This is a genomic window from uncultured Ruegeria sp., from assembly GCF_947500045.1.
GTDB lineage: Bacteria > Pseudomonadota > Alphaproteobacteria > Rhodobacterales > Rhodobacteraceae > Ruegeria.
Map to the genome: position 1 here is coordinate 18,402 of NZ_CANMQQ010000003.1, position 22,854 is coordinate 41,255.

A 22,854-nucleotide genomic window follows, 5' to 3' on the forward strand; every position below is an offset into this window, starting at 1 on the left:
TGATGGAACTAAGTCATTTACCAGCCTATCGACCGGTTCAATTCCGGACCCGGTTTAAGTTGAGGGGGCTCGCAGCTAAACGCAAAGCTACAGCGTTGGCTGCCATGAACCTTGGTGCGGAACAAATGCCGTTTGAGCCGAACGCACTGTATCGGGTTCTGCATTTTCGGATCGACACGGCGGAAAAAGCTGCCGAACGTGCCAAATGGGCAGGCGGGCGCATGTTCAACCTGCTCACGGGTCAGTCCGCGCACTTCGTTCCGCTTTATGGAACGCATGTGCGGCAAGTTTTGTCTTGGGCCGGGCAATACGTACCCGGAGGGATTGCACCCGCGGAACGGTACGAACTGCGATTGGACTTTGCGAAACTAGCGCATAAGGCGTTAAAGGCGGAATTGGACCAGCCAAAATAGGAAAGGGCGGCCGAGAAAGCCGCCCTTTGTATCTTTGACTGTTGAGCCGAGAGTTTATAGCCCCAGCAATTCCTTGACCTTGGCAACGGTCGCTTCGGCGGTAATGCCGAAGTGCTTGTAGAGCTCACCCGCCGGGGCCGACGCGCCAAAGCTCGACATTCCGATGAAACCCGCCTTGGCTTCACGACCGCGCTCGCCCAGCAGCCAGCGATCCCAACCTCCGGCGCGAACGGCGGCCTCGATACCCACACGGATGGCACCAGCAGGCAGGACGCGTTTGCGATAGACTTCATCCTGTTCGGCAAACAGCTCCATGCAGGGCATTGAGACGACGCGGGTGCCGATACCTTCGGCCTCGAGCATCGCTTTGGCTTCCATGGCCAGCGAGACCTCGGAACCGGTGGCGATCAGGATTGCCTGACGCTTGGCTTCCGCATCAGCGAGCACATAAGCGCCTTGTGAGGTCAGGTTCCTGCCTTTGTGCTCGGTCCGAACAGTCGGCACACCCTGACGGGTCAGGGACAAGACCGATGGGCTTTGCTTGAAGGTCAGGGCAAGTTCCCAAGCCTCGGCAGTTTCAATGACATCTGCGGGACGAAACACATAGGTGTTCGGCGTGGCGCGCGATATGGCCAGATGTTCCACCGGCTGGTGGGTCGGGCCGTCTTCACCCAGACCTATCGAGTCATGGGTCATCACGAACACGGTCGGGATTTTCATCAATGCAGCCAGACGCATGGACGGGCGGGCATAGTCGGTAAAGGCCATGAAGGTCCCGCCATAGGGGCGGATGCCGCCATGCAGCGCCATGCCGTTCATCGCTGCCGCCATGCCGTGTTCGCGGATACCATAGTGGATATAGCGACCTTTGCGGTTTTCCGGCAGGAACACATCCATATCAGCAGATTTAGTGTTGTTCGAACCGGTCAGATCCGCCGAACCACCAATCGTTTCAGGCATGATTGGGTTCACGACATTCAGAACTTTTTCCGAAGAGGCGCGGGTGGCCAGTTTGGGTTGTTCTTCTGACATCTGTTTTTTGAACGAACGGATGGCACCGGTCAGTTTCTTGGGTGCGTCGAATGCATAGGCGCGGTTGAACTCGGCCTGCTTGCGTTCGGACAGTTGGGCGAAACGCTCTTCCCAGGCTGCGCGCTCAGAGGTTCCGCGCGCGCCGATTGCCTCCCAAGCGGATTTCACGTTTGTTGGGATGTCGAATGCGCCGTGCGGCCAGCCATAGCCTTCTTTGGCAGCTTTCAGCTGATCCTGATCCGTCAACGCGCCATGGCCTTTTGAGGTGTCCTGCGCGGCATGACCCAGAGCGATGTGGCTTTCGCAGGCGATCATGGTCGGTTTGTTCGATTTCTTGGCGCGCTCGATGGCGGCGTCGATGGCTTTGGGGTCGTGCCCATCGATTTCCAGTACCTGCCAGCCCGACGCTGCGAAACGGCGCACCTGATCAGTGCGGTCGGCGATGTCTACCGTGCCGTCGATGGTGATGTTGTTGTTGTCCCAGAAGACGATCAGTTTGCCCAGCTCATGACGGCCGGCAAGGGTGATCGCCTCTTGGCTGACACCTTCCATCAGGCAGCCGTCGCCTGCGATCACATAGGTATAGTGATCGACCACTTTCTTGCCGTATTGCGCGCGTTGAATTTCCTCGGCCATGGCGAAGCCCACAGCGTTTGAAATACCCTGACCCAGAGGGCCTGTGGTGGTCTCGATACCATCAACTAGGAAGTTCTCGGGGTGGCCGGCTGTTTTGGCACCAAGCTGGCGAAAGTTCTTGATCTCTTCCAGCGTCACGTCTGCATGTCCGGTGAGATACAGCAACGAATAGACCAGCATCGAACCGTGGCCCGCCGACAGGATGAACCGGTCGCGGTCCGGCCAGTTCGGCGCAGAGGCGTCAAATTTCAGGTGCTTTTCGAACAATACGGTCGCGACATCGGCCATGCCCATCGGCATACCGGAATGGCCGGAATTGGCGGCAGCGACGGCGTCAAGGGTCAGGGTGCGGATGGCCGCAGCTTTGTCCCAGTGTTCGGGGTTGGCATTGCGCAGCGCAGTCAGGTCCACGGGCGTAGTTCCTTTGGGTTACGGGCAGATGGGCGCTGAATACCATTCGATTGCCAAAGTGCAAGCAGAACTGGCTTAGCGGCCTTTTCCGCGCTTCAAGTGCGTTGTGCAAGTGATTGAAACCAAACAGTGGGTATTTTCTGTCACATTCCGTTAGACTGGGCCCGAGAGCCGCCGCTTTTTGATTCGGGCAGGCGAATAGCAGAATGAACCTTGGTAAAGAGGTGACAGGGGCATGAGTCAGATCGAAGAACTACAGCGCCGTATCATAACAGCGATGGAGCGGATCGGCAGCGGAGTTGACGCGCTTCAGGGCGCAGGACCTGCGGTCAGTGATGATGCTGCGGTGAACACGGCGCTTGAAGAAGAACGGTTGGCCAATGCGCAGCTAGAAGAGCGGTTGAAGTCTCTTAAGGAAAAGCACGCAATAGAAATAGACGCATTGCGGGCGCAGGTTGGTTCCGGAGATGAGGTTAATGCACTGCGTGAGCAGTTGGCGGCAGCGACTTCGAAGCTTGCAACGGTTGAGGCTGCGCGCGCTGAGCTGGCCGAAGCCAAGGCCGCGTTAGAGAACAGTGACGAAGTGGCAGTGCTGAAAGCGGAAATTGAAACTCTGAAATCTTTCGAGAATGCCGCGGAAGAGGCCGAGTCGTTGCGGGCCGAGGTCGAACAATTGACCCCGATTGCCGACCGCGCGGAAGAGATGGAGGCGGAAATTTCCCACCTGCGCGCGGAATTGGTTGATAGTGAGCGCCTGACTGAACTTAACGCCGAGCTTGAGATGTTGCGCGCTGAACGCTCTAGTCATGGCGCGGCGATGTCACGTCTTGATGACGATCTACAGCGATTGCGCAATGCGAATGAACAGTTGCGCGGCTCGGTGGATGAATTGCGAGCTGCTGCTGAAAAGGGCGTGTCAGATGCAGATATGCTGAACCGGGCTACCGCTGCTGAACTTGAGGCGACCCGCGCCGCGCGGGCATCGGACGCTGCCGAGGCACATGCGGTTCTGGCGCGACTTGAACCCCTGCTGAACCATGCCAACCTGGCTGAAGGAGAGGTAGAATAATGCCCGAAGTTACAATTCACATCGGTGGTCGAGGTTTTGACGTCTCGTGTCAGGCAGGTGAAGAACCTTTTCTGCAAGCCGCAGCAAAGCTGCTGGATGACGAAGCGCAGGTTCTGTCGGATCAGATCGGACGCATGCCCGAGGCGCGCATGCTGCTGATGGCTGGCCTCATGCTGGCTGACAAAGCTGCAGCGCATGAAGATCGCCTGAAGATGGCAGAAGCCAAACTGGTTGAGGCTGAGACTGAGTTGACGCGTTTGCGCAACCAACCTCAGCCCGAGCCTGAACGGATCGAAGTTGCGGTTGTACCGCCCTCAGTCACAGATACGCTGGCGGAAATGGCCGCACGTGCGGAGGCCTTGGCAGCGGTGATCGAGGAGAGAACAGCCTGATGACGGTTGCCCGCGCAGTTAAGTTGGCGGCCGCCGCCTCGCTGTGTGGTACGGCAGCACTGGCCGAGATCGACATTCTGTCAGTGACGTTTAGCTGTGAGAACGACACACAGGTGCCGGTGTCCTACTTCAACGCCGCCGATGGTGCAGGGGCTGCCGCAATGCTGTTGCAGGACCAATTGATTGCAATGAAGCAGGTCCAAAGCGGGTCGGGCATCCGTTATGAATCGGTAGACGGGGCAGGGACATACACCCTGCGATCCAAAGGCTGGGAAGCCACAATCAGCCATCAGGCTGAAGGCAGCACAGCCCCGGAACTTGTCTTGCTCAGGGACTGCACCAGCCGATAGATCAGCCGTTCGCTTCGCGGATTTTGTCCGCTGCGTCTTTGTTGTAGCCCACATTGTTTTCGTCAAACAACGTGTCCAGCTCACCCGATAGCGTCATTTCAGTAATGATGTCGCAGCCGCCGACAAATTCACCTTTGACATAAAGCTGAGGAACAGTCGGCCAGTCGGAATAATCCTTAATACCCTGACGCACCCCTTCATCGGCCAGAACATTCACATCGGCGTATTCAACGCCCATGTAGTTCAACACTCCGGCCACACGCGAAGAAAAGCCGCATTGTGGCATCTCTTTGGTGCCTTTCATGTAAAGCACCACATCGTTGGCTTTGACGGTCTCGTCGATCTGAGTCTTAACGTCGCTCATCTTGCTTTTCCTTTTCATCCGCTTCTGCGGTGGTCGTTCCAGTCTGGGGCAGCGTTGGCGCCCATCCTTCTTCCTCAAGCCGCCGGTGTTCTGCTTGCGCAAGTTTCACAGGGTCCGGCCCGTAGCGTTCAACGCCCTCGACCTTACTCAGCTTATCGGGGTCAGGGCGCATATCTGATAGTTTTCGTTTTCTGTTGCGCTTCACATAGGCTTCGATCAACGCGGCGGCAACTATCAATGCTGCAATTGCGGCTATGATCCGGAGGCCCATGATCAAATTCAATCCTTTGCGTGTTGAAATAAGTAATCGCGACGCTGTTTCTGCCTTGTGTCTCTCCAATATCGAGGCCCATATTTAACGAACCCAACGACATCATCACACCACGAAAAGGCAAAGAGGATATCCAGCAGTGTCGACACTTACTCCGGGATTTTTGTCGTCAACGCCAGCGCGTGCAGCTCGCCAGCCGGACCATCCATCTTACCTTTCAGAGCCGCATAAACTGCGCGCTGCTGTTGCACGCGGTTCTTGCCACGAAAGCTCTCGTCTACGACCATCGCGGACATATGTACGCCGTCCTGACCGCCAACCTGGATTTCCGCGTCGGGAAAGGCTTCGCGCAGCAGGGATTCGATTTGGTGGGCGCTCATCGGCATGTAGGTTTCTCCTGAAGGTCTTTCCCAAGATGTAGAGCGCCTGAACCGGGCGCGCAAGGGCGCTCGGGTGCGCCATCATGACGAAAACTGCGCCCGAGGCTGGGCGCAAGATTTGAGCAAACGCGATGTTGGTGTGATCAGGCGACAGCTTCGGCGAAACTGCTGCGGAAAGTTGCCGCCAGTTCTTCAAGCGCGGCCTCAGAGCTGCCGATCTTGACGCAATCGCCGGTGAAGCGGCCGACCGAAATCAAGGGAACCCCAGCCTGACCGGCGGCGATCATCAACGCCTCGGCTTGATCGAAGTTGCACGCAACCAAATAACGGGCCTGATCTTCGCCAAAAAGGAATTCGGTCGACGCATCATCGAGACAAACGCCCACACCGGCAGCTTCGGCCAGTTCAAACGCGGCCAGCGCAAGCCCGCCATCGCTGAGATCGGTACAGGCCTTGATCATCTCGCGATTGGCGCGGATGAAGTCGCCATTACGCTGCTCGGCGTCCAAATCGACATGAGGGGCATCGCCATCTTCCCGGTTGAACACCTCGGCCAGCAATGCAGATTGGCCCAGATGGCCGTTGGATTTACCGATCACCAACGCAACATGACCCTCACGGACTTCGTTGCCGATGATCTCATCCGCATGGTGCAGCAGACCCACAGCACCGATTGTTGGTGTGGGCAGGATCGCCTGACCGTCGGTTTCGTTATAAAGTGAGACATTACCCGACACGATGGGCATATCCAGAGCACCAACCGCGGCACCGATGCCCTGGATCGCGCCAACGAACTGGCCCATGATTTCGGGCTTTTCGGGGTTGCCAAAATTCAGGTTGTCCGTGGTTGCCAGCGGCTTCGCGCCCACAGCGGTTAGGTTGCGATAAGCTTCGGCCACGGCTTGTTTACCGCCTTCGACCGGGTTGGCGCGGACGTAGCGCGGGGTGACGTCGCTGGTGAAAGCCAGCACTTTGTCAGTGCCATGAACACGGACCATTCCTGCACCCAATCCCGGAGTACGGTTCGAATCCGCCATGACCATCGTGTCGTATTGTTCATACACCCATTGTTTGCCGGCATAGTTTGGCGAAGCAAGCAGCGCGCGCAGCCCATCGATTGGATCGATCTGAGGCACTTCGGCAAGTTCTTCTGCCTCGGGGGTCGGTTCCCATGGGCGGTCATATTCCGGTGCGGTCGAGGACAGTTTGGACAGAACGAGATCGGCCTTGACCTCACCTTTGTGCATGATCAGGAAGCGATCTTCGGCGATCGTTTCGCCAACGATGGCGAAATCCAGGTCCCATTTGTCAAAAACGGCACGGGCCTCGGCTTCAAGTTCGGGCTTGAGAACCATCAGCATCCGTTCCTGAGATTCGGACAGCATCATCTCGTATGCGGTCATATTCTCTTCGCGCTGGGGCACGTTTTCCAGATCGAGGCGCACTCCAAGGCCACCCTTGTCACCCATTTCTACAGCCGAGCAGGTCAGGCCCGCAGCACCCATATCCTGGATCGAGATCACTGCGCCGGTCTGCATCAGCTCTAACGTGGCTTCCATCAGGCGTTTTTCGGTGAAGGGGTCGCCTACCTGAACGGTGGGGCGCTTTTCTTCGATTGTATCGTCGAACTCGGCGGATGCCATCGTCGCGCCGCCCACGCCGTCACGACCGGTTTTTGCGCCCAGATAAACAACGGGCATACCGACACCCGATGCGGCCGAGTAGAAAATCTTATCACTGTCGGCCAGACCCGCAGCGAAAGCGTTCACAAGGCAGTTGCCGTTATAAGCCGGATGAAAACGGACCTCACCACCCACGCAGGGAACACCAAAGCAGTTGCCGTAACCACCGATGCCTTCAACCACACCATTCACCAGTTGACGCGTCTTATGGTGGTCGGGCTCACCAAAGGACAGCGCGTTCATCGAGGCAATCGGACGCGCGCCCATGGTGAAGACATCGCGTAGAATGCCGCCCACGCCAGTCGCTGCACCTTGATAGGGTTCGATATAGGACGGATGATTGTGGCTTTCCATCTTGAACACCACAGCCTGGCCATCACCAATATCAACAACGCCCGCGTTCTCGCCCGGTCCGCAAATGACCTGAGGGCCGGATGTGGGCAGGGTACGCAGCCATTTCTTCGAGGATTTGTAGGAACAATGCTCGTTCCACATGGCCGAGAAGATGCCCAGTTCGGTGAATGTCGGCTCGCGCCCGATGATCTCGAGGATCATGTCGTATTCCTCGGGCTTGAGCCCGTGTGCAGAAATCAGATCCGGGGTGATGGCGGGCTCTTGCATCGTCTGTCCTGTGTCCATGGTGACCGAGATTGCGGGCCTTGTAGGGCAAGGGCGCGCCCGTGGGAAGGGTCAAGACAGCGCAGGGTCACCCACATAAGAAAAAACGGAACCGGCGATGACGCCGGTTCCGCATTGGGTGCATTGCAGATTTGCTGGATCAGCCGCAATTTTACTTGCGTCTGACCCAAACGGCTAAGCTGGATTCTGACCTTTATTAACAGAATCCGCAGCGGCCGCGCCTACGGCTGCTTTTTGTTCTTCCGACAGGTTTTCGTTATCATCCAGGCCCGGAATCGCAACGCGAACTTCGCGGCGGGCAAAGTCGATACCGTTTGCATTGAACTCGGCCTTGACCCGGTTAAAGATCTCTTTGCGCAGTGTGAACTGCTTACCGGGTAGGGCCATGAACTTACCCCGGATGATCATGCCAACATCGTCAAAGTCGAAGACGCCCTGAGACTTGAACGGTTGCAGGAAACCATCCTTGTGGGTTTCATCGGCCATCATCTCGGCACCGATCTTCTTGAAGATCTTCTTGACCTTGTTGGGGTCGGTGTCGAAAGGCACGGTGAACTTCAGCTTCATGATAACCCAGTCGCGGCTGAAATTGGTCAGCTTCTGAATCTCGCCATAGGGAATCGTGTGAACTGGACCACGGTGGTGACGCAGCTGCATGGACCGGATCGATATTTTCTCGACCGTTCCCATGGTGCCGCCGACATCGACATATTCGCCGACACGGAACGCGTCATCGATCAGGAAGAAGACACCGCCGACGATATCAGCCACCAATTTCTGCGCACCAAAGCCGATGGCCAGACCCAAAACACCGGCACCGGCCAGAAGCGGGGTGATGTTGATCCCCAACGCACCCAGAGCCAGCAGGCCGAAGATTACTGCGATCGTCGCCTGAGCGGTGATCCTCAGCAACGGCAGTACGGTGGCCAGCCGAGAGCCGCCCGCGCCGCCGCCTTCGCCACCGGCTTCTTCGTCCAAAGCCTCGGCAGCGGTCTGTTCCTTCGCCAGACGGCGATTGATCCACAGCGAGACGACCTCGTTCATGATGTAGCCGACCGCAATGATCAGCAGGAACTCGATGACCGCGCCGCCAACCTCAGCTCCGATGCCAGCCGACGCGATGTGGCGCAGGTCAAGTTGCCAGGTACGAGAAATCATGAAGACAACAAACAATCCGGCCAGAACGCGACCAATCCGGATGTAGCTGCGCTTGGTCGACCGATACGCTTTTTCAGCCAGCGGACCTTCACCCAACATCGGGGGCTGAAGATGACGTACGAGCCCGCGAATGAGCGTATCCAACGCCGGGGCAATCAACAGCCAGAACATTGTTGTGAAATGTGGCCCCTTAGAGAGCAAAGCGAGGGTCGCGGGATCACGCTGGGCAATCAGAAACTCGACAAGCAGCCAGATGACGGCTGAAACGCCGATGGCGAAATAGGGGTAATAGTGGGCGACTTCCTCGTCGAATTTGGTGTGATCCGGGTCGGTGCCCAGCATCATCTGAGACAACCCCTCCCGCGCTGTCCAGGCGATCACGCCGATATAGATGTGTATCGCAGCGTTGAGCCAGAAACCAATCCGGGTATCCGCAGGTGTGACGCCGTTGAGCGCATTGAACCGAACGACGAACAAGGTTAGCCCGACCAGAATAAGGAGGCCAATCAGATTTCGGTGCAGGTATTTCGCCCAATGATCATCAATGTTGACCAGCCGATAATGCGGTTTGTTGGGGGCCAGAATGAACCGTGAGGCTGCCGAGCCCAGTCGTGGAATCCAAATCAGGTAGAACACAAATGGGGCAGCAAACGTAATCTGTTCTGTCGTCAACAGACCGCGCCCAAGCGCGCGTATCACGACATAGAACACAACCAACCCGGCGATCTCGCGGCAGAACCGGCGGAACAGATACCGCACAGCACCCCAAAGGTCTGCATCCTCTTCTCCACCCGCGTGTTCATGCCATTTCCGGGTAAGCAGGCCAAACAGTTTCTCGGCGGCGTATCCGGCAACCAGAACCATCAAGATTAGCCCAAAAAGCTTGAACACACCGGTTGACCCGAACGTCGTTGAGAAATTGTCGAACGCTTTGATTTGCGCGCTGACGATATTGGGTAACGTCGTCAGAACTTGAGTCCACGATGTGACCATCTCAGCCCAGATCTCGTGGATCTCGGTCAGAGGGTCCTCGTGGCCTTCACTTTCTGCGGCCTGTTTTTCTGCAACGGCATCAAGACGTTCCAGCAGGATTGCGCGCACTTGGTCATCGGACATCCGTGCAACCAGATCGTCGACCTGCTCAGGCGTCAGATCGTCGGGTATTGTAACGGTCGACGTGCCAGTGGTTTGTGCATGAAGCGGAACTGACAGAAATATGACAGTTACCATCGCCAGCAATAGGCGGATTGAGTGGAACATGAGATTGCCCTCGAACACGAATTATAATTGTTTTTCCGGATCATAGGCCCGGGTGTTCGATTTTCCCAGTATTATTCTCTGAGTTGACTTACAACTTGCGCAAAAAAAAGGCCGAGCACTAAGCTCGGCCGTAGTCCAACAGGGAGGTATGAAGATGATGAGCGTTACAGCATCACCGCCTTCAATTGCTCATTTAGGGATCAGTTTGTTAACGATCAAGGCCTATTAGGCAATCTAAGCATCATGCCCGCTATGCCCTGAGCGCATGGCTAGAGTTTGCCCATTTGCCTCAGTTGCTTGCGGTGGGCGATGATTTCATCCTGAACGAAATCACGAAAGGCCGATATCCGCTTGGAATGGCGCAACTCTTCTGGATAGGCAAGGTAAACCGGGACATCTGCGGTTTCAATATCAGACAGGATTGGAACCAGATCGGGGAAGTCCTCGGTCACATAATCGGGCAGGACCCCAATCCCAAGGTCATGGAGCACACCCTGTAGAACCCCGAAATAGTTGTTCACAGTTAAAAGCGAGCCCGGGTTATACGTCATAAGGTGTTTGACCATCGAGGCACTGGCACCAACCTGGGGTGCAGAAGGGGTCTGGCAGATCAGCCTGTGTTTGGCGATTTCTTCCAGCGTTTCAGGTTTGCCACCATGGCTGTCCAGATAGGTCTTTGTTGCATAAAGCATCATCTGCACTGTCATCAGACGTTTGCGTACCAAATCGGCCTGGCTGGGTTCTTTCATGCGAATGGCAACGTCTGCCTCGCGCATGGGCAAATCCAATACACGCTCTTCCAGCATCAGATCGACATTGAGATCAGGATATTGTTCGTAAAGTTTGGGTAGACGCGGCGCGAGCCAAAGGGTGCCAAAGCCGAATGTCGTGGTGACGCGCAACACACCAAAAACTTCATCCTCGCTATCGCGGATTCTTGCAGCGGCGGTATCCAGTCGTTTCGACATGGCCGAGGTTGCATCAAACAGCAACTCGCCTTGTTCGGTCAGAATCAGGCCGCGCGCGTGTCGGTGAAACAGGGTCGCATCCAGTGATTCTTCGAGCGCACGAATCTGTCTGCTCACAGCAGATTGAGACAAATTCAGCTTGTCTCCTGCATGTGTGAGGCTTCCGGCATCTGCAACCGCGTGAAATATTCTGAGCTTGTCCCAATCCATCGCCGCAACTTTCGTTATCCTTCGGCAGCCCTATATGAAACACGTAACAAATTCCACAATCAAACCGGGAAATCGTTACGGCAAAGGAGAAAATTACTATACAGGTCAGCATTCGTGACCTAATATGAACACAAATGCAGCACACTAATCCGACGAGGGGAGACGTCAGATGAGTCAGCCGAAAATCACCTTGAATGATCGGTTCGATCTAACCAAAAGTCCGGTTCTTTTGAATGGAACTCAGGCGTTGGTGCGTCTGATGTTGATGCAAAAGGAACGCGATCGTGCGATGGGGTTTAACACCGCCGGTCTGGTAACGGGATATCGCGGTTCACCCCTTGGTGCTGTCGACCTGCAAATGTCGCGTGCAGAAAAGCAACTGACTGAAAGCGATGTGACCTTTCAGTACGGTTTGAACGAAGACCTCGCTGCCACCGCTTTGTGGGGCAGTCAGCAGGCTGGTCTGCGTGGCGACGGGAAGTACGATGGCGTATTTGGCCTATGGTATGGCAAAGGCCCCGGCGTTGATCGTTCAGGTGACGTTATGCGTCATGCCAACATGGCAGGTACAGCCCAGCAGGGCGGCGTGCTGATGGCCATGGGCGATGATCACACGGGCGAAAGCTCGACCGTTTTGCATCAATCTGAATGGTCTCTGGTCGATATGTATATGCCGGTGGTCAGCCCGGCAGGCGTTCAGGAGATATTGGACTACGGCATCTATGGCTTTGCCCTCAGCCGGTTTGCCGGGGTCTGGGTCGGGCTGAAGACGATGAAGGATACAATCGAGGTCACCTCGGTTGTGGACGGACGCCCGGACCGGATGCAGCTTACGATCCCTCAGTTCGATATGCCGGAGGGCGGTCTCAACATCCGGCTGGGCGATACGCCCCACCTGCAAGAGGCGCGGGTCATTGATTACAAACGCTTTGCGGCCGAGACATTTTCGCACGCGAACAAACTCGACAAGCGGGTTTGGGGCAAACCCGGTGCCAAGATTGGTTTTGTCGCGGCGGGCAAAAACTGGCTGGACCTGATTCATGCCATGTCGTTGCTGAACATCGACGCGGACGAAGCCGAGCGCCTAGGCATAACCACTTATAAGATCGGACAGACTTTCCCCTTGGATATGAAGGGGTTCCACGACTGGGCTGAAGGGTTGGACCTGATCGTCATCGTCGAGGAAAAGCGCAAGCTGATCGAAGTTCAAGTCAAAGAGGCCATTTTTGACGACCGACGTGGGCGCCGTGTGTACGGTTGGTACAAGGGCGGTGCCGGAACGCTGCATCGGGAAGAGCTGTTCCCGACCAGAGGGGCGCTTGATCCAATCATGATCGCCGAAAAACTTGGCCAGATTCTGGTTGAGGAAGGCCATGATACCGATGGCGTTCGCGCAGGTCTTGCAAAACTGGACGAGGCACGTCGCGCTGATAATGCCCAGGAAATCGCTGCAAGATTGCCTTATTTTTGTTCGGGATGCCCACATAATAGCTCGACCAAGTTGCCTGAAGGCAGCCGGGCCTATGCGGGGATAGGCTGTCACTACATGGTTCAGTGGATGGATCGTGAGACCACCGGGTTCACTCAGATGGGTGGTGAGGGGGCAAATTGGGTGGGTGAGGCTCCGTTTTCGACCACCAATCACGTGTTTCAGAATCTCGGTGATGGAACCTATAACCATTCGGGTGTTCAGGCGATCCGGGCTGCGTTGGCGGCGGGGACCAACATTACATTCAAGATTCTGTTTAACGATGCCGTCGCTATGACTGGTGGGCAGGAAAACGAAGGCGGGCTGAGTGCTGAACGTATCGTGGCCGAAGTCAAGGCTATGGGCGTGAAAGATGTCGCAGTCGTTTACGATGAGAAAGAGGATGTGAATTTCGGAGCGATGCCTGTCGGTGTCGAAACCTTCGAGCGGTCGGAACTGATGCAGGTTCAGGAAAAGTTCCGTGAAATCGAAGGTGTATCGGTCATTGTTTACATCCAGACTTGTGCTGCGGAAAAGCGCAGGCGGCGCAAGCGGGGGACGTTCCCGGACCCGGATAAGCGGGTATTTATCAACACTGATATCTGCGAAGGTTGTGGGGATTGCGGCGTTCAGTCGAACTGCGTCTCGATCGTGCCGAAGGAAACAGAACTGGGGCGGAAACGCGCCATTGATCAGTCGAGCTGCAACAAGGATTTCTCGTGCCTGAATGGGTTTTGCCCGTCGTTTGTCACCGTCGAGGGTGCACAGGTCCGCAAAGAGGCGACCACCGATATCGAGCTGCCCGATCTGCCCGAACCTTCGCTGCCACAAATCGACGGAACGCACAACGTGGTCATCACCGGTGTTGGTGGTACCGGGGTCGTCACGATCGGGGCGGTTCTTGCACAGGCTGCGCAAATCGACGGTAAAGGTGCGGGTATGATGGAAATGGCAGGCCTCGCGCAAAAAGGCGGTGCCGTTCATATCCATTGTCGTCTGGCCAACCGGCCCGAAGATATCAGCGCAATCCGTGTCGCCACGGGCGAGGCGCATGCGTTGATCGGCGGTGATCTGGTGGTCTCGGCTGGGGCTAAAACACTGGGTCTGACTCAGACCGGGCAGACCGGAGCGGTGGTGAACAATCATGAGATCATCACCGGTGACTTTACGCGTGATACCGAATTCACGATACCCAGCGATCAGCTTGAACTCGCCTTGCAGGCGCGTCTGAAAGATGGGGTGGTTCTGTTCGATGCCACCGATCTGTCGCGGGCTGTGATGGGGGACTCGATCTATTCCAACATGATGATCTTTGGCGCAGCGTGGCAGCGCGGTCTGCTGCCGATCAGTCATCAGTCAATCATGGAAGCGATTGCGCTGAATGGCGCGGCGGTCGAACGCAACAAACGAGCATTCGAAGTTGGTCGCTGGGCGGTGACCCATCCCGAAGATGTCTCCAACATTCTACAACCGAACGTGGCAGAGTTGCCAAAGACGCTGGATCAGGTGATCGATTTCCGCGCAGCGCATTTGACAGACTATCAGGGCAAGCGATTGGCGAAGCGCTATCGCAAACTGGTTGAGAGCGTTGAGGATCAAGACGTCCGTGAGGCAGTTGCCAAAGGATACCATAAGCTATTGTCATATAAGGATGAATACGAGGTCGCACGGTTGCTGCTAGACAGTCGCCAGAAGGCGGAGGCCGAGTTTGATGGTGACTTCAAGATGACCTTCCATCTTGCGCCGCCGACCTTAGGCACAAAGGGGGTGAATGGGCGGCCAGCCAAGAAGGCGTTTGGCGAATGGTTTCTGCGGCCGTTGAAGATTTTGACGAAACTGAAAGCGCTGCGCGGTACGCCGTTGGATGTTTTCGGATATACGGCTGAACGCAAAATGGAACGCGCTCTGATCCGTCAGTACGAGCAGGATATGAAAGAAGTCCTGCCTATTCTGACACCTGAGATACGTGATGCGGTTGCGGCTCTTGCGGCTCTGCCCTTGGATATTCGCGGGTTTGGTCCGGTTCTGGTGGCGAATGAGGCTAAGGCTGCGAAACGACGCGAAGATTTGCTTGCCGTGATCCGAGAGGGCGGGCCTGTATTGACGGCTGCGGCAGAGTGAAGCTTCACAAGCCTGTCACGCGAGCTATGCAAAATGGATCCTCGGCTTTATCTACTCGGTAAACAATCGGAGGAACCTATGCCCTCGCGCCATCATGTCGCCCGTGACATTTCATATGCCCACTCAGCCGAAACGCGGGGTGGGCGTATGCTGATCAAGTTGATGGAAAACACTACGGGCCGAATGCGCCTGATCCGTCGTGCGGACGGGTATGATCAGGACGTCGCGCAGGGTCGTGATTTCTGGTCTGTGATGGTGGATCGCTATGGGCTGACTTTGGATGTGGTGGGCGGTGCGTTATCGAACATTCCCAAAGACGGTCCACTCATTTTGATCGCCAATCACCCCTATGGCATCCTGGACGGGTTGATGATGGGGCATATCCTCTCCCAGACGCGCGGAGACTTTCGCCTTCTGGCCAATCATGTCTTTCGCAAAGCCGAAGACCTGGACCGGATCGTCCTGCCAATCTCGTTTGACGCCACGAAAGAGGCGATGAGGCTGAACCTTGAAACGCGTAAGACCGCTTTGAACTATCTCAGCGATGGCGGGGCAATCGGGATTTTTCCGGGTGGCACTGTCAGCACTGCGGTCAAACCGTTTGCGCATCCCATGGATCCGGGGTGGCGCGGGTTTACCGCTCGCATGGTTGCCAAGTCGAATGCGACCGTGGTGCCGGTGTTCTTCGACGGTCACACCTCACGACTGTTTCAGATTGCGAGCCATCTGCACAACACCTTGCGGATGGGTTTGCTGATCAAAGAGTTCAAAAAACGCGTCGACACCCCGGTCCGTGTCGTCGTCGGAGACCCGATCGGGCGCGATATTCTGGACCCACTGGGCAGGGATACGCGCAAGATGATGGATTTCCTGCGCAAAGCCACGTATGAGCTGTCTCCAGAGCCACTAAAGTCCTATGACTATGGCTATGAATTTGAGGAACGGCATCGCGCCTGAAGGGGCAAATGGCAGTAGGTATCTTTGATTCCGGGTTGGGCGGTCTGACCGTCCTGAACGCCGCGCAGAAACGTCTGCCCGACGTGGATTTTCTGTATTATGCGGATAGCGCGCACGCGCCATATGGCGTGCGCGATGCTGAAGATATTTTCAACCTGACCCGCACCGCCGTGCAGGATCTGTGGGATCGCGGCTGCAACCTGGTGATTCTGGCTTGCAACACTGCCAGCGCCGCCGCTTTGCGCCGGATGCAGGAGGCTGGTGTACCCGAGGGCAAGCGCGTGTTGGGCGTATTCGTGCCTCTGATCGAGGCGCTGACGGAACGGCAATGGGGCGACAATTCTCCACCGCGCGAAGTTCAGATTCAGCATGTGGCGTTGTTTGCAACGCCTGCAACGGTGTCCAGCCGCGCGTTTCAGCGGGAACTGGCATTCCGGGCGATTGGTGTGGATGTCGAAGCGCAGGCCTGCGGCGGCGTAGTCGATGCCATCGAAGAGGGCGATTTAATTCTGGCCGAAGCCTTGGTGCGCAGCCATGTGGACGCACTGAAACGCAAGATGCCGGAACCGCAAGCGGCGATTCTGGGTTGTACGCATTACCCATTGATGGCCGAAGCGTTCCAACAGGCACTTGGCTCGGATGTGAAAGTTTACAGCCAGGGAGACTTAGTCGCCGAGAGTCTAGCGGACTACCTGCAACGCCACCCAAATATGATAGGTGAGGGCGCAGGCAGATATTTGACAACGGGCAAGCCAGGTGTCGTGACGGATCGTGCGACGCAATTTCTCCGACGACAAATCTCGTTTGAAGCCGCCTGACCAAGGTCAAGGACGGCGCTTTTCCCATTTCGTAATTCGTTGACCGTCACAGCGGCGGTCACCCCATGTGACACATGAATGAAAGAGGTCTGACATGACCCATAAAATCGCAATTCTGGGTGCTTCCGGCTATACCGGCGCAGAACTGGTGCGGCTAATCGCCGGTCATCCGAATATGGAAATCAAAGCTCTGGCCGCCGAGCGCAAGGCCGGGCAAACCATGGCGCAGGTGTTTCCGCATTTGCGCCATATGGACTTGCCCGTGCTCTGCAAGATTTCCGAGATCGACTTTTCGCAGATCGACCTGTGCTTCTGCGCCCTACCGCACAAGACCAGCCAGGAGGTCATCCGCGAGCTGCCCGATACTCTGAAAATAGTGGACCTTTCTGCGGATTTCCGGCTGCGGGATGGCGATGAATACCAGAAATGGTACGGCAACCCACATGCCGCGCTTGGGCATCAGGCAGAGGCCGTCTATGGCCTGACCGAATTCTACCGTGATAAGATTCAAACCGCGCGGCTGGTCGCCGGGACCGGGTGTAATGCCGCGACTGGGCAGTATGTATTGCGGCCGCTGGTATCGGCGGGTGTGATTGATTTGGATGACATCATTCTGGACCTCAAATGCACGGTGTCGGGCGCAGGGAGAGCACTAAAAGAAAACCTACTGCATGCAGAGCTTAGCGAAGGTGCGAACGCTTATGCGGTGGGGGGCACCCACCGGCATCTGGGTGAGTTCGATCAGGAGCTCTCGGAAATCGCAGGGCGTACGGTACATGTGCAGTTTACGCCACATCTGATCCCGGCCAATCGGGGTATTCTGGCCACGACCTACGTAAAGGGTGATCCGCAGAGCGTTTATGAAACGCTGCAGTCAGCTTACGACGCCGAGCCCTTCATAAAGGTTCTGCCTTTTGGTGAAACACCGTCAACCCACCATGTTCGGGGGTCAAACTTCTGCCACATCGGGGTTGCCAGTGATCGGATCGAACGTCGCGCGATCGTCGTTGCTGCACTGGATAATCTGACAAAAGGTAGCAGTGGGCAGGCCTTGCAGAACGCCAACCTGATGTTAGGTGAAGATGAAACCCTGGGCCTGATGATGGCCCCACTGTTCCCGTGAGGAAGGCATGAAAACGCTTAAGAAACGTCGTCGAGTTCAAGTTATTCTAATGGCTGTCGTAGCCTTGGTGCTGGCGACGGGTCTAATCGGATATGCGATGCGCGATGGCATCAACTTTTTCCGTTCTCCAAGTCAGGTGATCGCCGAACCGCCCAAGCCGACTGAAGTGTTCCGCATTGGCGGGCTTGTCGAGGAAGGTTCGATCATACGAGGGCAGGGCGAGACGGTGTATTTTGTCGTTACGGATGGCGGCGAAAGCGTCAAGGTCGCATTTACTGGTGTTCTGCCTGATCTGTTCTCTGAAAATCAGGGCATGGTCGGTACGGGCAGCTATGTGGATAACGTGTTTGAAGCCACTGAAATCCTTGCAAAACACGACGAAACTTACATGCCGAAAGAGGTCGTGGACGCGCTGAAAGAGCAGGGCGTTTACAAGGAGGCCGGAGATAGCTGAATGCAGCTATGCTGCATGCCTCGGACGGCAGTGTTTTTGAACAGAAAAAGCAGGGCGTTGCGTGTGAAAGGCAGGCAACGCCCTTTGTTTTTCTGCGGTGTTAACACAATTGGCTGACCGTTTGAGCCATCTGAACAAGGGATGGTTTCATGCAGACGGTTCGACAGATCGCAGAAGGTATTGTCGCGCGCGAAGGTGGCTTCGTTGACGATCCGGATGATCCCGGCGGGGCCACGAAATACGGGGTGACAATACACACCATGCGCCGGTTGGGCCTTGATCTGGATGGGGATGGCACCGTGACCCGAAAGGATGTGCGCGCGCTGAGCAAGGCAGAGGCCGTTGAGATTTTTATCAATCACTATTTCGAGAAGCCGCGCCTGGGAGTGCTGCCCGAAGCATTGCAGGCATCGATATTTGATATGTATGTGAACGCGGGCGCCCAGGCAGTGCAGATTTTACAAAGCGTTCTGCGTCAGATGGGATACCGAGTCGCAATTGACGGGGTCATTGGCCCTCAGACCGTAAGCGCGGCGGGTGATGCTGCAAAGCCCAAGCCACTGGCGCTTAGGGATGCTTATGGCGTCGCAAGACGTAACTATTATTTCAGATTGGCGGATCGGCGAGCAGCACTTCGCAAATATGCCCGGACGCGGGCCGGTGGCAAAGGTGGGTGGATTAAACGCGCCGAAGAATTCCTGTCGCCCAAATATCATCTGAGTGCTGCAGATTTTCAGAAAAGGATATCAGGATGGGTTTGATCTCTGGTCTGCTGGCGCTTTTGTTTGGTGGTGGCCGCAACGTGGTTCAAGAAACCACCGAAGTATTTCGCGAAAATGCAGAGAGCGGGGCCGTGCGTTCAGCGGCGCTGCGTCAGGCAGCCATGGCGCAATTCGGATCTGAATTCGCGACACCTGCAAAGGGAGGTTTTGATCGCTTCATGGACGGGTTGAATCGCCTCCCGCGTCCCGCACTGGCGTTGGGCACGTTGGGTCTGTTTCTGGCCGCTATGATTAATCCGCTATGGTTCGCTGCGCGAATGCAGGGCATTGCATTGGTCCCGGAACCACTATGGTGGCTGTTGGGGGTTATCGTGTCGTTTTACTTTGGTGCGCGGCATCAGGTAAAAGCACAGGATTTTCAACGGGAAATCAGTGCCACATTGCTGCGGGCGCCAGACGTGATGGCACATCTGGAGGCAATCCAAGGGTTGCGCGATGACAGTTCGGGGCAGGTTGAATCCGGTTCGAATATTTCTCCGACCCAGGGGGTTGCGCAGCCGGATTCAAATCCTGCACTAGACGACTGGCGCCGCCTGCGAGAAGCCTGAGGCGCGACACTATGTGCGGTGATCACAGGCGAATGTGAATGGCACTTACCGGGCCATCGAAGTATAGTTCGGTCATGATTACAGAGCTCGGCCATTTCGCACTGATCTTAGCCTTCCTGGTTGCCATCGTTCAGACGGTGGTGCCGCTGATTGGGGCTGCCAACCGCTGGAACGGATGGATGGTCTTTGCTGAACCCGCAGCCGTCGCTCAGTTCCTGTTGACGGCGTTTTCCTTCGGGGCCTTGGTATGGGCTTTCGTTTCGTCCGACTTCTCGCTTCGGATCGTGGTCGAGAACAGCCATTCCGCCAAGCCGATGCTGTACAAGATCAGCGGGACATGGGGAAACCACGAAGGCTCGATGCTACTATGGGTCTTAATCGTCACCATTTTTGGGGCGATGGCGGCAGTTTTTGGCGGGGGTTTACCACCAACACTCAAGGCGCGTGTTCTGTCAGTACAATCTGCGATCGGTGTGGCGTTCTTTGCGTTCATTCTATTCACCTCGAACCCGTTTGATCGGTTACCGGTGCCACCCTTCGATGGCCGCGACCTGAACCCGTTGTTGCAAGACCCCGGCTTGGCGTTTCATCCACCGTTCCTGTATCTGGGCTATGTTGGCCTGAGCATGGCGTTCAGCTTTGCTGTTGCTGCTCTGATCGAAGGGCGCGTGGATGCGGCATGGGGTCGTTGGGTGCGACCCTGGACCCTTGCAGCGTGGATATTCCTGACCATCGGCATCGCACTGGGGTCATGGTGGGCTTATTACGAATTGGGATGGGGCGGATTCTGGTTCTGGGACCCGGTGGAAAATGCGTCGTTCATGCCATGGCTTCTGGCCGCAGCTCTGCTGCATTCTGCTATCGTGGTTGAAAAGCGTGAAGCGTTAAAAAGCTGGACCATCCTGTTGGCAATCATCGCTTTTGGCTTTTCGCTAATCGGCACTTTCATCGTGCGATCGGGGCTTTTGACCTCGGTCCACGCCTTTGCAAGTGACCCTGAACGCGGCGTCTTTATTCTGGTCATTCTGGTGGTCTTTATTGGCGGTGCATTGACGCTGTTTGCAGCGCGCGCGCAGGCGATGGAAGCAAAGGGTGTTTTCGGCATGGTCAGCCGCGAAAGTGCGCTGATTGTGAACAACCTGTTGCTAGCGGTCAGCTGTTTCGTCGTGTTCTTTGGCACGCTTTGGCCGATGATCGCCGAGATGGCGTTTGATCGAAAGCTTTCGGTTGGTGCTCCGTTCTTTAATGCGGCCTTTACGCCATTCATGGTTGCCCTTGGCATCGTGCTGCCGGTGGGCGCAATGCTGCCTTGGAAGCGCGGCAAATTGGGCAAGGCGGCTTGGTCGCTTCGCTACGCCTTTGTGTTGGCGGTCGCGCTGGCGATACTTGTCTGGGTCATGCAGACTGGACGCAGTGCATTGGGGCCGGTGGGCCTGTTTCTTGGCGCTTGGATCACCTTCGGCGCAATCGTTGACCTTTGGAGCCGTACGGGCCGCAAAGGCAACTTGGCACGTCTGTTCCGTTTGCCCGGCGCGGATTGGGGCAAGGCGGTTGCGCATACCGGATTGGGCGTCACGATCTTCGCGATTGCAGGTCTGACGGCTTGGGAGGTCGAGGATATCCGTGTCGCGCAAGCGGGTCAGCCATTTGAGGTTGGTCAGTTTACCTTGACCTTGCAAGATGTGCGCCGGGTGCAGGGGCCGAACTATTTCTCGACCACGGCGGATGTAAGCGTCGAACAGAATGGACGGCAGATTACAACGTTGCACCCCGAAAAACGTGACTATCCAGTGGCGCGGATGCCCACGACCGAAGCAGCCATCGACTATCGGTTGCTGCGCGATCTATATGTCGTGATCGGCGATCAGCAGGCAGATGGTGGTTGGGTGATGCGAACCTATATCAAACCTCTGGCCAATTGGATCTGGGGTGGATGTATCCTGATGGCTTTGGGCGGCGCGCTCAGCCTGTCGGATCGTCGTTTTCGGGTTGCTGCCGGGGCTCGTAAAACCCCTGCAAGCGGGGTTCCAGCTGAATGAAACGATTGCTTATTGTCCTGTTGCTGATCGCGTCTCCGACATTGGCCGTTCAACCGGATGAGGTTTTGGACGACCCGGCGCTAGAGGCGCGCGCGCGTGACATCAGCACTGGGTTGCGCTGTCTGGTCTGCCGCAACGAAAGCATCGATGAAAGCAATGCCGAGCTTGCGCGCGATTTACGCATCCTCTTGCGTGAACGCCTTGTCGCCGGAGATACGGATCAGGAAGCGGTGGAATTCATCGTCGACCGCTATGGGGAATATGTCCTGCTGAAACCGACGACAACTGGTGCCAATCTGATGCTATGGCTGGCGGGTCCAATCATGTTGCTGATCGCGGCTGGCGTGGGCTGGAACTTTTTACGCAAGCGATCCCAGCATCAGAATGCAGTGCATGCCGATACACTGAGTGAGGAAGAACAGGAACGTCTGCGACGGATTCTGGAAGACTGACGCGCGGTTCTGCTTTTCCTTTTTCCACATTTGCGTCAGTGTTTTGCCAAACGCTGCGCAGGTGAGGTTTTACATGGAATACAAAGCGGTCCTTCTGGATATCACGGATGATCTGGCGGTTTTGACGCTGAATAGGCCGGACAAGATGAATGCGCTGACGACGCAGATGCGGGCCGAGATCACCTATGCGATGAAAGACGCAGCCCGCCATGCGCGCGCAATCGTGTTGACGGGCGCAGGGCCTGCTTTTTGTTCTGGCCAGGATCTTGGTGATGCGTCGAGCACGGGAAAGATCGACCTCGAACGCGCGCTGCGGGACGAATATGAACCGATGCTTGAGGCTGTCTATGATTGTCCGGTCCCAACCATCGCGGCCGTCAATGGCCCAGCAGCGGGGGCGGGGGCCAATCTGGCGCTTTGCGCCGATGTGGTGATCGCAACCGAAAGCGCCTATTTCCTGCAGGCTTTCGCGCGGATTGGTTTGTTGCCGGATGCTGGCGGCACATGGTTTATGCCGCGTCAGATGGGATTTGCCAAAGCGATGGGGGCTGCCCTGTTTGCGGACAAAATCACCGCGCGTCAGGCAGATGATTGGGGGTTGATCTGGGAAGCGGTGTCTGATGATCAGTTCGATGCGCACTGGCGCGAACGGGCCGCTTATTTGGCCAATGGTCCAACCGCCGGCTTCCGGGCGATCAAACAGGCGATCCGGGGGACCTATGACAGGACGTTGCCGCAACAGCTTGCAGCCGAAGCACATCTGCAGGGTGAATGCGGACGTACCCGCGATTTCGCTGAAGGTGTGGTGGCGTTTCTGGAAAAACGCCCCGCGAAGTTCGAGGGGCGCTGATCCGTCG

The 22,854-nt window shown here is 56.4% G+C and carries 21 protein-coding genes; 14 read left to right on the forward strand and 7 right to left on the reverse strand.

The window, feature by feature from the left end; all coding sequences use genetic code 11:
- Positions 1-2: 2 nt before the first annotated feature.
- Positions 3-413, forward strand: a complete 411-nt coding sequence (locus Q1B46_RS05930) for a hypothetical protein (protein WP_299945828.1) — start codon at positions 3-5, stop codon at positions 411-413.
- Positions 414-467: 54 nt separating this feature from the next.
- Here the strand turns inward: Q1B46_RS05930 and tkt are convergent, their stop codons facing one another.
- On the reverse strand, positions 468-2,492 hold the full coding sequence (gene tkt, locus Q1B46_RS05935) for a transketolase (protein ID WP_299945831.1): 2,025 nt from the start codon (positions 2,490-2,492) through the stop codon (positions 468-470).
- Between the two features lie 235 nt (positions 2,493-2,727).
- Between tkt and Q1B46_RS05940 the strand changes: the two genes are divergently transcribed.
- From Q1B46_RS05940 to Q1B46_RS05950, 3 genes are read left to right on the forward strand one after another with little or no spacing between them, the layout of a single operon-like run.
- Positions 2,728-3,561 carry a hypothetical protein gene (locus Q1B46_RS05940; protein ID WP_299945834.1) on the forward strand — a complete coding sequence of 278 codons (834 nt, stop codon included), beginning with the start codon at positions 2,728-2,730 and terminating at the stop codon, positions 3,559-3,561.
- Entirely contained in the window at positions 3,561-3,953 is a 393-nt protein-coding gene (locus tag Q1B46_RS05945) for a cell division protein ZapA (RefSeq protein ID WP_299945836.1), read from the forward strand. The genes Q1B46_RS05940 and Q1B46_RS05945 overlap by 1 nt, the downstream gene beginning before the upstream one ends.
- Positions 3,953-4,303: an MliC family protein gene (locus Q1B46_RS05950; RefSeq protein ID WP_299945838.1), complete on the forward strand. Its 351-nt coding sequence runs from the start codon at positions 3,953-3,955 to the stop codon at positions 4,301-4,303. Before Q1B46_RS05945 ends, Q1B46_RS05950 begins: the two co-directional genes overlap by 1 nt.
- 1 nt (position 4,304) lies before the next feature.
- Here the strand turns inward: Q1B46_RS05950 and grxD are convergent, their stop codons facing one another.
- The 6 genes from grxD to Q1B46_RS05980 all read right to left on the reverse strand — a co-directional run bounded on the left by grxD (position 4,305) and on the right by Q1B46_RS05980 (position 11,235).
- Positions 4,305-4,667, reverse strand: coding sequence for a Grx4 family monothiol glutaredoxin (grxD, locus tag Q1B46_RS05955; RefSeq protein ID WP_299945840.1), 363 nt, complete (start codon positions 4,665-4,667; stop codon positions 4,305-4,307).
- Complete coding sequence (locus Q1B46_RS05960) at positions 4,654-4,938, reverse strand: hypothetical protein (protein ID WP_299945842.1); 285 nt, start codon at positions 4,936-4,938, stop codon at positions 4,654-4,656. The genes grxD and Q1B46_RS05960 overlap by 14 nt, the downstream gene beginning before the upstream one ends.
- A 149-nt stretch (positions 4,939-5,087) precedes the next feature.
- Positions 5,088-5,324, reverse strand: a complete 237-nt coding sequence (locus Q1B46_RS05965; protein ID WP_299945844.1) for a BolA/IbaG family iron-sulfur metabolism protein — start codon at positions 5,322-5,324, stop codon at positions 5,088-5,090.
- Positions 5,325-5,461: 137 nt separating this feature from the next.
- Positions 5,462-7,621, reverse strand: coding sequence for a phosphoribosylformylglycinamidine synthase subunit PurL (gene purL / locus Q1B46_RS05970; protein ID WP_299945847.1), 2,160 nt, complete (start codon positions 7,619-7,621; stop codon positions 5,462-5,464).
- Between the two features lie 192 nt (positions 7,622-7,813).
- Positions 7,814-10,057 carry a mechanosensitive ion channel family protein gene (locus Q1B46_RS05975; RefSeq protein ID WP_299945849.1) on the reverse strand — a complete coding sequence of 748 codons (2,244 nt, stop codon included), beginning with the start codon at positions 10,055-10,057 and terminating at the stop codon, positions 7,814-7,816.
- A 269-nt stretch (positions 10,058-10,326) separates the two neighbouring features.
- Positions 10,327-11,235, reverse strand: coding sequence for a LysR family transcriptional regulator (locus Q1B46_RS05980; RefSeq protein WP_299660080.1), 909 nt, complete (start codon positions 11,233-11,235; stop codon positions 10,327-10,329).
- 169 nt (positions 11,236-11,404) lie between these two features.
- Between Q1B46_RS05980 and Q1B46_RS05985 the strand changes: the two genes are divergently transcribed.
- From Q1B46_RS05985 to Q1B46_RS06030, 10 genes are all read left to right on the forward strand, one after another.
- On the forward strand, positions 11,405-14,824 hold the full coding sequence (locus Q1B46_RS05985; protein WP_299945853.1) for an indolepyruvate ferredoxin oxidoreductase family protein: 3,420 nt from the start codon (positions 11,405-11,407) through the stop codon (positions 14,822-14,824).
- 78 nt (positions 14,825-14,902) lie between these two features.
- Positions 14,903-15,781 carry a lysophospholipid acyltransferase family protein gene (locus tag Q1B46_RS05990; RefSeq protein ID WP_299945856.1) on the forward strand — a complete coding sequence of 293 codons (879 nt, stop codon included), beginning with the start codon at positions 14,903-14,905 and terminating at the stop codon, positions 15,779-15,781.
- A gap of 8 nt (positions 15,782-15,789) precedes the next feature.
- Positions 15,790-16,599, forward strand: a complete 810-nt coding sequence (murI, locus tag Q1B46_RS05995) for a glutamate racemase (RefSeq protein ID WP_299945859.1) — start codon at positions 15,790-15,792, stop codon at positions 16,597-16,599.
- Positions 16,600-16,693: 94 nt separating this feature from the next.
- On the forward strand, positions 16,694-17,722 hold the full coding sequence (gene argC / locus Q1B46_RS06000; protein ID WP_299945862.1) for an N-acetyl-gamma-glutamyl-phosphate reductase: 1,029 nt from the start codon (positions 16,694-16,696) through the stop codon (positions 17,720-17,722).
- 7 nt (positions 17,723-17,729) lie between these two features.
- Complete coding sequence (ccmE, locus tag Q1B46_RS06005; RefSeq protein WP_299945865.1) at positions 17,730-18,176, forward strand: cytochrome c maturation protein CcmE; 447 nt, start codon at positions 17,730-17,732, stop codon at positions 18,174-18,176.
- A 149-nt stretch (positions 18,177-18,325) separates the two neighbouring features.
- Positions 18,326-18,937, forward strand: a complete 612-nt coding sequence (locus Q1B46_RS06010) for a holin-associated N-acetylmuramidase (protein WP_299945867.1) — start codon at positions 18,326-18,328, stop codon at positions 18,935-18,937.
- The gene (locus Q1B46_RS06015; protein WP_299945869.1) at positions 18,928-19,506 is read left to right on the forward strand and encodes a holin family protein; all 579 of its coding nucleotides are present in this window, start codon (positions 18,928-18,930) and stop codon (positions 19,504-19,506) included. The genes Q1B46_RS06010 and Q1B46_RS06015 overlap by 10 nt, the downstream gene beginning before the upstream one ends.
- A gap of 74 nt (positions 19,507-19,580) precedes the next feature.
- Positions 19,581-21,545 carry a heme lyase CcmF/NrfE family subunit gene (locus tag Q1B46_RS06020; RefSeq protein WP_299946684.1) on the forward strand — a complete coding sequence of 655 codons (1,965 nt, stop codon included), beginning with the start codon at positions 19,581-19,583 and terminating at the stop codon, positions 21,543-21,545.
- Positions 21,542-21,997, forward strand: coding sequence for a cytochrome c-type biogenesis protein (locus Q1B46_RS06025; protein WP_299945871.1), 456 nt, complete (start codon positions 21,542-21,544; stop codon positions 21,995-21,997). The genes Q1B46_RS06020 and Q1B46_RS06025 overlap by 4 nt, the downstream gene beginning before the upstream one ends.
- A 73-nt stretch (positions 21,998-22,070) precedes the next feature.
- Complete coding sequence (locus Q1B46_RS06030; RefSeq protein ID WP_299945873.1) at positions 22,071-22,847, forward strand: enoyl-CoA hydratase-related protein; 777 nt, start codon at positions 22,071-22,073, stop codon at positions 22,845-22,847.
- Positions 22,848-22,854 lie beyond the last annotated feature (7 nt).